10 protein-coding genes, 1 tRNA gene, 1 rRNA gene and 1 other RNA gene are annotated in these 11,776 nt (G+C 29.9%); all 13 read left to right on the top strand.

The genetic code is table 11. The features are described from left to right. Positions 1 to 21 precede the first annotated feature (21 nt). Entirely contained in the window at positions 22 to 783 is a 762-nt protein-coding gene (gene cobM / locus K324_RS0100895; protein ID WP_026747474.1) for a precorrin-4 C(11)-methyltransferase, read from the top strand. Between the two features lie 28 nt (positions 784 to 811). Further along, positions 812 to 2,152, top strand: coding sequence for a hypothetical protein (locus tag K324_RS0100890; protein WP_156906951.1), 1,341 nt, complete (start codon positions 812 to 814; stop codon positions 2,150 to 2,152). 246 nt (positions 2,153 to 2,398) lie between these two features. Then, positions 2,399 to 3,088: a hypothetical protein gene (locus tag K324_RS0100880; protein ID WP_026747472.1), complete on the top strand. Its 690-nt coding sequence runs from the start codon at positions 2,399 to 2,401 to the stop codon at positions 3,086 to 3,088. 74 nt (positions 3,089 to 3,162) lie between these two features. Continuing rightward, positions 3,163 to 3,843 carry a hypothetical protein gene (locus K324_RS0100875; protein WP_026747471.1) on the top strand — a complete coding sequence of 227 codons (681 nt, stop codon included), beginning with the start codon at positions 3,163 to 3,165 and terminating at the stop codon, positions 3,841 to 3,843. Between the two features lie 40 nt (positions 3,844 to 3,883). Next, on the top strand, positions 3,884 to 4,579 hold the full coding sequence (locus tag K324_RS0100870) for a hypothetical protein (protein WP_026747470.1): 696 nt from the start codon (positions 3,884 to 3,886) through the stop codon (positions 4,577 to 4,579). 317 nt (positions 4,580 to 4,896) lie between these two features. Further along, positions 4,897 to 4,971 (top strand) — tRNA-Gln (locus tag K324_RS0100865). A 211-nt stretch (positions 4,972 to 5,182) separates the two neighbouring features. Next, complete coding sequence (gene gap / locus K324_RS0100860) at positions 5,183 to 6,196, top strand: type I glyceraldehyde-3-phosphate dehydrogenase (RefSeq protein ID WP_026747469.1); 1,014 nt, start codon at positions 5,183 to 5,185, stop codon at positions 6,194 to 6,196. Between the two features lie 285 nt (positions 6,197 to 6,481). Beyond that, entirely contained in the window at positions 6,482 to 7,204 is a 723-nt protein-coding gene (locus tag K324_RS0100855) for a class I SAM-dependent methyltransferase (protein ID WP_211231537.1), read from the top strand. Between the two features lie 168 nt (positions 7,205 to 7,372). Then, positions 7,373 to 7,888 (top strand): COG2426 family protein, encoded by a 516-nt coding sequence (locus tag K324_RS0100850; RefSeq protein WP_036094908.1) that lies wholly within the window; start codon positions 7,373 to 7,375, stop codon positions 7,886 to 7,888. 76 nt (positions 7,889 to 7,964) lie between these two features. After that, positions 7,965 to 8,303, top strand: a transfer-messenger RNA (tmRNA) gene (ssrA, locus tag K324_RS15365). A gap of 201 nt (positions 8,304 to 8,504) precedes the next feature. Next, complete coding sequence (gene mnmG, locus K324_RS0100845) at positions 8,505 to 10,427, top strand: tRNA uridine-5-carboxymethylaminomethyl(34) synthesis enzyme MnmG (RefSeq protein ID WP_026747466.1); 1,923 nt, start codon at positions 8,505 to 8,507, stop codon at positions 10,425 to 10,427. 51 nt (positions 10,428 to 10,478) lie between these two features. Continuing rightward, complete coding sequence (gene rsmG, locus K324_RS0100840; protein ID WP_026747465.1) at positions 10,479 to 11,201, top strand: 16S rRNA (guanine(527)-N(7))-methyltransferase RsmG; 723 nt, start codon at positions 10,479 to 10,481, stop codon at positions 11,199 to 11,201. Positions 11,202 to 11,418: 217 nt separating this feature from the next. Beyond that, positions 11,419 to 11,776 (top strand): 16S ribosomal RNA (locus tag K324_RS0100835); the annotation flags it as partial.

Raw genomic sequence — 11,776 nt, 5'->3', positions numbered from 1 at the left:
TCAAAAAGAAGGGGATAGTTTATGAAAAAAGTATACTTCATAGGATCAGGGCCTGGAGATCCTGAATTAATAACAGTAAAAGGGCAAAGAATCGTAAAGGAAGCAGATGTAATAATTTATACTGGCTCATTGGTTCCAAAAGAGGTTATTGATTGTCATAAGGATGGAGCTGAAATTTATAATTCTGCTTCAATGAATTTGGATGAAGTGATGGAAGTTACGATAAAGGCACAGAAAAAAGGAAAACTGGTAGCAAGGGTGCATACTGGGGATCCGAGCATTTATGGTGCAATAAGGGAACAAATGGATATTCTGGATGAATATGAGATTGAATATGAAGTAATTCCAGGAGTAAGTTCATTTGTAGCTGCCGCTGCTGCAATAAAAAAAGAATTTACTCTACCAGATGTAAGCCAGACAATAATTTGTACAAGACTGGAAGGAAGAACAACTGTCCCTGAAACAGAGAGTCTTGAAAGCCTTGCTTCACATAAATGTTCGATGGCAATATTCTTATCTGTGCAAATGATTGATGAAGTTGTAAAAAGATTATTAAAGCATTATGATAAAACAACACCAATTGCAATTGTCCAAAGAGCGACTTGGGAAGATCAGAAAATTGTTATGGGAACACTAGAAACTATTGCCGAACTTGTGAAAAAGGAAAAAATCACAAAAACGGCACAAATTCTTGTAGGAAACTTTATGGGGAATGAATATTCTAAGTCTAAACTTTACGACAAGGCATTTTCACATGAGTTTAGGAAAGGGATTGAAGAGTAAAATTAATGTTAAGAAGGAAAATTTAATTATGGATAAGAAAAATTTATTGGAAATTGTTGGGAATGTAGAAAAAGGGGATTTGATAGAAATTATTTGTTTTTTGGTAAATAAAAATCCCAAATTAGAGGGAAATTTATTAGAATATTGTCAAAAAAATAGTATTTTTGAAAATAAAATGTTTATTACAGAACAGCAGTTGCTACAAGGATGGGAAAATTCAAAAAAACTTATTAATGAACTTGATGAAACAGTTTTTTATTATGAGTATGAAATTAGCCCGACAGAAGATAATCTGTTTTCGCAGTTAGAAGAAATTATGGAAATTATAAATCAAAATGAGATTTCGTGGGAAACAAGGGAAAAAATATTGCTGGAAGTCTTGAACTATATTTTTTCTGAACACAGTGAATATTATGATTGCTGTAATCTGGAAGAATGGTTTATGAATTTGGTGGAAACTTTGTGTCAGACAAAAGGTGAGAAGAGATATTTGGTTGATTATATTATAGAAAATGGTGTAAGTGGATATTCAGAATGGATTGCATCTATTTACAGGGAAATTGGAGAAGATGAAAAATATCTTGAAATACGAAAAGCAAATCTGAATACAACTGAGCAGTATTGGGAACTTTTGCAATATTATGAAGAAAAAAATAAAAAAGATTTAGCACTTGAAACAGCTGTGAAAGGTTTGGAAAAAGGAATCGGAGGAATTGAGGAGATATTTGGATACCTTTTTAACTTTTATTCAAAGGAACATAACGATAAAATACTGGAAGAACTTTACGATAAATCAATGAAAAAGAATCGTAATTATGCAAAATTTGAAATAACAGAACTTATGTATAGTTATTACAAAAAGAATAATAATTATGAAAAGATGAAAAATTTACTACTTCATTTAGTGGAATTTGCTCAGTATGATGACTTACTGGATTGGTATAAAGAATGTCAGAAGGAACTTTCAAAAGAAGATTTTGAATTACACGAGCAACAGATTATCAATATTATAAAAAATAAAGATGTTTCAATATATTTGAAGATTTGTCTTGTGAAAAATAATAAAAAAGAAGTTCTTGATTATTTACAAAAAAATCCATATATAGACAGAAAGCATTATTTTTCAGAAAAAATTGCGTCTGAATATCCAAAAGAAATTTTGGAATTATATTGGAAGGAAGCACAGAATTTTACGAATCTGGGGCAACGACACAATTATGATTATTGTGTTTCTGTGTTGAGTTCCATCAAGAAGATAATGGATAACAACAATTGGAAAGATGAATGGAAAATAAAATTTGAAACATTTTTTGAAAAAAATAAAAAGAAAAGATTGCTAGTAGAAAGGATGAAAGCGAGATTCAAATGAAGAAGGAATTGAAAGAGAATCCGTCTTATGAAATTACTAAAAAGGATATTATTTTGGAAAAAAATGGAAATCAAAAGAATAAGAAAAATATTTAATAAAATAGTAAAAACTAACATAACATGATTAAAAAAACTGAAAAGTTTGATAATCATGTTTTTTATTTAAAAAAAATAATAAATTTTAATATTTTAAAAAAATATGTTATACTTTCTATAAGGTAACTAAAAGATATAGCGAGGAGAGTTTATGAAAAAATTATTATTTGTATTAATGCTGGCAGTAATGGGAAACACATTTGCAGCACCAAAAACACAAAAGGGTAGAAGTATGAGAACTACAACAACAAGTAGAATATCGGAAAGTGAGAAAAAGGAGATTGAAAATGCTGTTCAAGTTGGAATGCAGCCATTTATGAACACAGTTAGGAATGCTATGCTAACAGAAATTAATAAGCAGTCTTCAAAAATTCCGATAGACAGCCTGTTTCCAAAGGAATACGTTATAAGCGATGCTGCGAGAAAGGAAATCGGGAAAAAATATACAGATGAAATAATAAAAATTGTAATCAATGGAATGAAACCAAGAATTGCAGTTAAAAAAATTAATTATATTTCTCAAGATGAAGTTCAGGTAAATTGTGATATGAAAGTGAAAAATTTAGACAAAGTTTGGGATTTGCTGGACTTTGATGAAAAGATGGAAAGACAATTTTTGACAAAGATAGGACTCAAAGATATGGATGCAGCAGAAAAGATCATGAGAAACAAAGGAAATGAAGAATTAAAGAAAAAATATTATTATGTAATGCTGGAAGAAGTGGTAAATTTCCTTAATGAAGAAATAAGAAAGACAAAAGAGGAAGAAAATTTGGTAGAAGATATATCGGTTACAGTTAAAAAAGTGAATGGAAGGTGGCAAGTGGATTTAAATCAATAATTAAAAGGTTTTAATTAAAAATTAGGTTATAATTTTAGTGGAAATAAAAATAAATATAAAATGGAGGAGATCTTATGAGAAAAATATTGTTTTTAATTATGCTGGTGATAGCAGGAAACAGCTTTACAGCACCTACATCACGAAGTAGCAAAAATACTGGAATGGTAAGTCAAGTGTCGGAAAGTGAGAAAAGAGAATTTGAAAGAGCAATAAAAAATGATGTGGAACAGCCGATAAATGATTCTATAAAGGCAGAGCTTTCCAAAAGTGAAGAATTAAAAAAAATAGCATATGAGAGCTTATTTAACGAAGATTATAATATCAGTGAATCTTTGAAAAAAGAAATGGCACAAAAATTTTTGAAAACTTTGATAGACTTGTCCTTAAAAGGATTGGATCTTAAAATTGTAATGAAAAAAGTCAATCGTGTTTCAGAAAATGAAGTTGAAATTTTATATGATACAAAAGCAAAAAATACAGAAAATATTTTGAGTATAAGCGGTAAAGAGGAGATTTTGGGAGAAAGAGTTTTAAAAAGAATGGGATACAGTATGAATAAAATGGAAAGTATTTTAAAAAATAAAGGAAATGATGAAATAAAACGTAAATTTTATAATATAACAATGGAGGAAATGGCAAAAATTATTAATCAAAATATCCATGAACTTAAAGATGAACAGGTTTTGGTGGAAGATATACCGGCTACACTTAAAAAAGTAAACGGTAAATGGCAAGTTCAAGATACAGACAATTAGAAATTTAACAGAAATAAATAAAAAAATAAGGAGAATAAGGATGAAAAAAATATTATTTTTGATTATGCTGGTAGTTATGGGAAATACTTTTTCAGCAAATAATCAAGCACAGCAAAGTGTGCCGGCAAGAACAGTGGAAGATGAAAATATGGAAATAAAAAAAGCACTTATAAGCAGATTACAATCGTTTTTTTTCACAATTGTAAACGCTGGAATACAGGATAATGAAAAAAAATTGGAAAAGGAAACTTACAATAGACTGTTTAAAAAAGATTATATTATAAGTAATGCACTAAAACACGAAATTGTAGATAAATACATAAGATCAATTTCAAGAATTACAGCAAGGGAAACACCACTAAGATTTGATGTAAAACAAATAGATTATGTTTCTGATGATGAAGTGGAAGTAATTTATGACATAAAGTCTAAAAATTTGAAAGATGTTCCAGATATGCTGGATCTAGATGAGGAAACAGAAAGACAGATTATGGAAAAAGCTAAATTCAGCAGTGTAAGCGAATTGGAAAAAGTTATGAAAAATAAAGGAAATGAGCCATTAAAACGAAATTACTACAGTATCGCAATAACAAAAAGAATAAAAATGTTTGAAGCAGAAGCCAAAAAGATTACAGAAGAAGAGGTTATAATTGAAAATGTACCAGCAACATTGAAAAAAGTAAATGGAAAATGGGAAGTAGATAGTTTAGAAAAAACAATGAAGGGTATTAAATAAAAAATAAAGTAGCTTTAAAATTTAAGATAATTAAACTGTATTCATACTTTTTTTATTAAGTGAATAAAATCAAATAGATTAAAGGTAAAAAGATTTTTATGTTACATTTAAAAAATCTTTTAAGTAAAAGATACTGTTTTATTATAATTTATAGGGCAGTATCTTATTTACATTTTTACTATATTTCCTTAATATATTTTAGGTATTACACTTAATTATACAATACACCCTTTAAAATTATTTTGAAAATTGTAAAATAAAGTGTTGACAAAATAGAAATTTTTTTGTATAATAATTCTTGTCTTAGGAAATATTGTTGGGCTGTCGCCAAGCGGTAAGGCACTGGACTTTGACTCCAGCATGCAATGGTTCGAATCCATTCAGCCCAGCCATTTTGAAAATAAATTGTGTGATATATAACTGCTGATTTTTTCGGCAGTTTTTTTGTTTAGAAAATATAAAACTTATATAATTTTTTAATAATCACAATATAAAATTTTATTAATTTATGACTGTTGAAAATTCAAAAAAAATGTGGTATACTCAAATTGTAAGGAATAATATATTAATGTATATTAAAATTTTTTAGGAGGTATTATTGAAATGGCAATTAAAGTAGCAATTAATGGATTTGGAAGAATCGGAAGACTAGCATTAAGATTAATGGCTGAACAAACAGACAAATTTGAAGTAGTGGCAATTAATGATTTAACAGATGCTAAAATGTTAGCACATTTGTTCAAATATGATTCATCTCAAGGAAGATTCAATGGAACTATCGAAGTTAAAGAAGGAGCTTTCGTAGTAAACGGAAAAGAAATTAAAGTTTTCTCAAAAGCTAATCCTGAAGAATTACCTTGGGGAGAATTAGGTGTTGACGTAGTATTAGAAGCTACAGGATTCTTTGCTACAAAAGATAAAGCAGAATTACACGTTAAAGCAGGAGCTAAAAAAGTAGTTATTACTGCACCTGGTGGAAGCGATGTTAAAACTGTAGTTTACAACGTAAACCACGAAATCTTAGATGGAACTGAAACAGTTATTTCAGGAGCTTCTTGTACAACTAACTGTTTAGCACCAATGGCTAAAGCATTAAACGATAACTTTGGTGTTGTAACTGGTACAATGACAACTATCCATGCTTACACTGGAGATCAAAATACTTTGGATGCACCTCACAGAAAAGGTGACTTAAGAAGAGCAAGAGCTGCAGCTGTAAATATCGTTCCTAACTCAACAGGAGCTGCAAAAGCAATTGGATTAGTAGTACCTGAATTAAACGGAAAATTAGATGGAGCTGCTCAAAGAGTACCTGTTCCAACTGGTTCATTAACTGAATTAGTATCTATCTTAGAGAAAAAAGTAACTGTAGAAGAAGTAAATGCAGCTATGAAAGCAGCAGCAACTGAATCATTCGGATACACTGAAGAACAATTAGTATCTTCTGACATAGTTGGAATCCACTTTGGATCATTATTTGATGCAACACAAACTAAAATTGTTCAAAACGGAGATACTCAATTAGTTAAAACAGTATCTTGGTATGACAACGAAATGTCTTATACAGCTCAATTAATCAGAACTTTAGGATACTTCGCAAGCAAAATTGCTAAATAATTGATTTTAAACAGAAATCTTAAAAATTAACTTTGAAAATCGGCTAGAAATAGTCGGTTTTCTTTTTTCTGTTGTTTTTTACAAATTTAATTCTTATTTTCTAAAATTTATGATATAATAATTTAAAATTATGACTTTATCATTAATACTAAACCTCTATTAAAAAAATGGAAATTAAATTTTATATATTTACACTAAATCTTGTAAAAAATGGTTTTAACTGTTTTTTACTATTTAACTAGGAAATAGTATAAAATTCAAAAAAATTTAAAATTTGGAGAAAATATGGAAAATAAAGAAAATATGAAGAAATTTTATGATACAATCGCAGAAAAATACGATTTTATCTTTTCACTTTCAGATGTTCAGAAGAATTTTTTTCAAAAATATATTACAGGAAAAAAAGTGCTTGATGTGGGAGCTGCAACAGGCAATTTGTCAAAATTTCTGAAAAATGAAGGATATGATGTAATTTCCATTGATATAAATGAAAAATTGATTGAGCAGGCTAGAGAAAAAAATGTTGATGTAAAAAATTTGGATATGATGAGAATTGATGAATTTGAAAAATTTGACACAATAATAAATGTTGGAAATACATTACCGCATTTAAATAGTAAAGATGAGATTTTTTTATTTTTACAAAAGGCTTATTCTCAGCTTGAAAATAATGGGAAACTCATTATTCAGCTAATAAATTTTTATAAGTTTTTTGAAAATCAAAAATCTGAATCTGATTTTTTGGGAAATTTACCATTGATTGAAAATGAAAATGTGAAATTTGAACGTTATTATTACAAAAATTCTGATAATAATGTGATTTTCAAAACTATTTTGGATGATAAATTTGAAAATGAGGAAATTTTAACAAATGTCAATTATTTTGATTTTATGAAATTTTTTGAACAGTTAGGCATGAGCAATGTAAAAATATTTGGCGGCTTTAATGAGTCTGAGTTTGTTTTGGAAAAATCACAGCCCTTAATATTAGTGATTACAAAAAAATAATTAAATTTAGTTGGAAATATGTTGTAAATTTATGAATTTTTGTAAGAATTAGATAGAATTTCAAATAAAAAAATAGAGTATACGTTCTCTTGAAACAACGTAAATAAACAATAAAGGAGAAATTTGTAATAATTAATGAATGTAATTATTATAAAGTAAAAAATAAAAATGATGGAATCTTTTAAAAATTTTGTAAAGGTAACTTTGATTGGAGCTCCACTTTTAAACAAAGTGATTGGAATATTTCTTATATCAATGCTGCCTATAATTGAGCTTCGTGGTGCAATACCGATTGGAGCGGCTATTGGCTTACCTTGGTATTTGAATATGATTGTTTCGATTATTGGAAATATGCTTCCTGTACCATTTATTCTGCTGTTTTCAGTAAAAGCCTTTGAATTTATGAAAAAACATAATATTATGGTAAAATTTATTGAAAAAATAGAAAATCGTGCAAAAAAGCGAAGTGAAGGGCTTGCAACAGGAGAATTTATTGGTTTGATGCTGTTTGTAGCAATTCCGTTTCCAGGAACAGGTGCCTGGACAGGTGCATTAATTGCGGCATTGCTTCAGTTCGAGAGAAAAAAATCGTTTTTTTATATTGTGCTGGGAGTAATAATAGCCGCAGTAATAATGACTTTAGCATCTTATGGTGTAATAAGCCTTTTTGCACCAAAACATTAAAAAAATTTAAAATTGCTGTTGAAAAATAAATGTTTTTATGATAGAATGACTTGAAAGTTAAAAAGTGAATAATTAAGGGAATGTTTTGGTTTCGACAGGATAAAAAGATTATTATTGGCAAGTAAGCGGGAGCTTTAAAATCCAACTTAAAAATAATCGGAAACGATAATTACGCATTAGCTGCCTAAGATAGCGGCTCATCTCTTTTGGGAACGCCATTTTCCCATTAGATGATGTCATTTTTAATGGCTTACTCAAATGTATGATTATGTCATTTGAGGAAATCTTATAATCTCGCCTTTAGACTTTTGTCTGTTTAATATCTAACGGTTAAAGCGTTAAATAGACTAAACTTGTAGAAGATAGTAAGAACTTTCTATTTTGGACACGGGTTCGATTCCCGTCATTTCCACCAAAACAAAAATTAAAAATGTAATTATTAAATAATTGAGAACGAGTTGAATAACTCGTTTTTTCTTTTTTGAAAAATACTTTATTGAAAAAAACAAAATATTAATATATAATTGATTTATAAAAAGAATTGGAATTGAAAGGAGAATGTAATTTTAAGTCAAAGTATTATTTTGAGAATAAAAAATTACAATTTATAAATAAAATGAGAAATTATGATGTAATTATAGTTGGTGCTGGACACGCAGGAATTGAAGCGGCATTGGCATCGGCGAGATTAGGGTTGAATACAGCAATTTTTACAATAACATTAGATAATATAGGTGTTATGTCTTGTAACCCATCAGTTGGAGGACCTGCAAAAAGCCATCTGGCTAAGGAAGTTGACGCATTAGGTGGAGAAATCGGACGAAATATGGATAAAAGCTTTGTACAAATGAGAATTTTAAATACAAAAAAAGGACCAGCGGTTCGTTCGTTAAGAGCTCAGGCAGATAGAAAAATTTATGCAAGGGAAATGAAAAAAACAATAGAAAATCAGCAAAATTTAGATACTGTTCAAGATATTGTCACAGAATTAATTGTTGAAGAAATTGAAATTTTAGAAAGTAATTCTAAAAAAATTGAAAAAGTTATAAAAGGGATAAGAACTAAGACAGGAATGGAGTTTTTTGCAAAAGCAGTTGTACTTGCAACAGGAACGTTCTTAAGAGGGCTTTTATACATTGGAGATAAAAGGGTGAAAGGTGGAAGAATGGGAGAGTTATCAGCAGACGATTTGACAGCTTCCCTGAAATCGTTAGGATTTAAAATGGATAGATTCAAGACAGGGACACCTCCTAGACTTGATATCAGAACATTAAATCTGGAAAAATTGGAAGAACAGCCAGGAATAACAGGTATTCCATTAAAATTTTCAATGAGAACTCCAAATAGTGAAGTTTTAGAAAAACCTCAATTATCCTGCTATTTAACACGTACAAATGAAACAACGCATAAAATAATACTTGATAATTTGGACAAAGCACCAATGTATAATGGAAGTATAAGCAGCACAGGACCAAGATACTGTCCATCAATTGAAGATAAAGTTGTAAAATTTAATGATAAAGACAGCCATCATCTGTTTTTGGAGCCAGAAGGATTTGACACGGCAGAAGTCTACATAAGTGGACTTTCCACAAGCTATCCCGCTAGTTTGCAACAGAAGATAGTAAATACAATTGATGGACTCGAAAATGCCCATATAATGCGATACGGATATGCTGTGGAATATGATATTGTAGATCCTAGCGAACTTGACTACACTCTTGAAACTCGTAAAGTAAAAGGACTTTATCTGGCTGGGCAGCTAAATGGTACAAGTGGTTATGAAGAGGCGGCTGCACAGGGAATTATTGCAGGAATTAATGCAGCTTTAAAAATTAAGGGAGAAGAGCCATTTATTTTAGACAGAGAAAGTTCGTACATTGGAACAATGATAGATGATTTAATAAATAAGGAATTGTTTGAGCCATATAGAATGTTTACGGCAAGATCTGAATTTCGACTTATCTTACGTGAAGACAATGCTGATATAAGACTTTCTGAAAAGGCTTATAAAATTGGACTTCTTGATAAAAAATATTATGATATTGTACAGGAAAAGAAAAAAAATGTTAAGGAAACAATAGAAAACCTTGAAAATATAAAACTTGGAAGCAGTAATCAAAGACTAATGGAAATTCTTGATAAATACGGTGAAAGCCTAAAAAGCGGAACGACTTTAAAGGAAATTTTACGCCGTCCAAAAGTTACATATCAAGATATAAAATATATCGCTGAAATCATTGAAAATGTGCCAAATCTAAATTTTGACGATGAAACTGAATATCAAATTGAAGTTCAGACAAAATATGAAGGCTACATCGCCAAAGCTATTCAAATTATGGAAAAACAGCAAAAACTGGATGATAAAAAAATTCCTGAAAATTTTGACTATGACAATATGAAGGGAATTACAAGAGAAGCAAAACAAAGATTGAAAGAAAATAGACCGTATAATGTAGGACAGGCATCCAGAATGTCTGGAGTAACGCCAGCAGATGTTTCTGTGCTGCTCATGTATTTAGATGGAGTCTTAAAATAAAATCTAGCTATAAAAAAACTTTTATATATTAATGAAACATAAGGAGAAAAAGTGGAAAATATAAACGAAGAAGCCGATTTAAGAGAATATTTCTTAAACTTGCTTTCAAAATCAGAAATTAAAGTGCCAGACGAAAAAATTACACAAATGCTGAAATTTTTAGAACTTTTATATAATAAAAATCAAATTATGAATTTAACAGCAATTCGTGAGAAAAAAGGAATGCTGGAAAAACATTTTATAGATTCCTTGCTTTTAACAAAAGTTATAAATAATGATGAAAAATCTTTTATAGATGTGGGAACAGGCGCTGGATTTCCTGGGCTTGTACTTGCCCTTTATTACCCGAAAAATAAGTTTCTATTAGTAGATTCAGTAAGGAAAAAAATAGAATTCATAAATGAAGTAATAAAAGAATTAAATTTACAGAATGTAACCACAAGTTTTGAACGTGCAGAAGAATTAATAAAAGATAGAAGAGAAAGTTTTGATGTTGCTCTTTGCCGAGGGGTAGCCAATTTAAGAATAATACTGGAGTATATGATTCCATTCATAAAGGTAAATGGACGATTTTTACCGCAGAAATTAAACCTAAACGAAATAGAAGAATCGAAAAATGCTCTAAAGATTTTAAATGTAAAAATAAACAAAACTTTTGAATTTAATCTTCCAGAAAGCAAAGATACAAGAATAATATTGGAGATTATAAAACTTCAAAAAACAAATATAAAATATCCTAGAAAAGTAGGAATACCAGTAAAGAAACCTTTATAACTACAAAAAACACAAATTTTTTTAAAAAAAGTAGTTGACAAATAAATTTAGTTATGATAATATATATCTTGTCGATACAAAATCGTATCGCAGGACAATTAAGATAAGAATAGAAGAAGCAATAATGTGTAAAAGATAAATAATAGTCAAGAACTCTTGTTGTAAAACAAGATTCTCGTCAAGACAAAGGTGAAAATTAAATATATGTAAAATATATTGAATGAAGAGTTTGATCCTGGCTCAGGATGAACGCTGACAGAATGCTTAACACATGCAAGTCTTTGGCGAATCTGTGCTTGCACAGGCTAGCCAAGGCGGACGGGTGAGTAACGCGTAAAGAACTTGCCCTGCAGACAGGGATAACAGACGGAAACGACTGATAACACCTGATACAATTGCCGGCACGCATGTGCCTGGCAATGAAAAGAGATGCTGCAGGAGAGCTTTGCGTCCTATTAGCTTGTTGGTGAGGTAACGGCTCACCAAGGCGATGATAGGTAGCCGGCCTGAGAGGGTGAACGGCCACAAGGGGACTGAGATACGGCCCTTACTCCTACGGGAGGCAGCAGTGGGGA

Origin of the sequence: Leptotrichia trevisanii DSM 22070 (assembly GCF_000482505.1) — a bacterium.
In the GTDB taxonomy this organism is placed as follows: domain Bacteria; phylum Fusobacteriota; class Fusobacteriia; order Fusobacteriales; family Leptotrichiaceae; genus Leptotrichia; species Leptotrichia trevisanii.
The sequence above is the reverse complement of the archived record's forward strand: the minus strand, read 5'-3'. Positions and strand labels throughout refer to the sequence as shown.

Bases quoted from the DNA above. Each gene is read 5' to 3' on its own strand.
- K324_RS0100875 (WP_026747471.1), top strand. From the start codon at position 3,163: ATGAGAAAAATATTGTTTTTAATTATGCTGGTGATAGCAGGAAACAGC.
- gap (WP_026747469.1), top strand. From the start codon at position 5,183: ATGGCAATTAAAGTAGCAATTAATGGATTTGGAAGAATCGGAAGACTA.
- K324_RS0100890 (WP_156906951.1), top strand. From the start codon at position 812: ATGGATAAGAAAAATTTATTGGAAATTGTTGGGAATGTAGAAAAAGGG.
- K324_RS0100850 (WP_036094908.1), top strand. From the start codon at position 7,373: ATGATGGAATCTTTTAAAAATTTTGTAAAGGTAACTTTGATTGGAGCT.
- mnmG (WP_026747466.1), top strand. From the start codon at position 8,505: ATGAGAAATTATGATGTAATTATAGTTGGTGCTGGACACGCAGGAATT.
- K324_RS0100855 (WP_211231537.1), top strand. From the start codon at position 6,482: ATGGAAAATAAAGAAAATATGAAGAAATTTTATGATACAATCGCAGAA.
- cobM (WP_026747474.1), top strand. From the start codon at position 22: ATGAAAAAAGTATACTTCATAGGATCAGGGCCTGGAGATCCTGAATTA.
- K324_RS0100880 (WP_026747472.1), top strand. From the start codon at position 2,399: ATGAAAAAATTATTATTTGTATTAATGCTGGCAGTAATGGGAAACACA.
- K324_RS0100870 (WP_026747470.1), top strand. From the start codon at position 3,884: ATGAAAAAAATATTATTTTTGATTATGCTGGTAGTTATGGGAAATACT.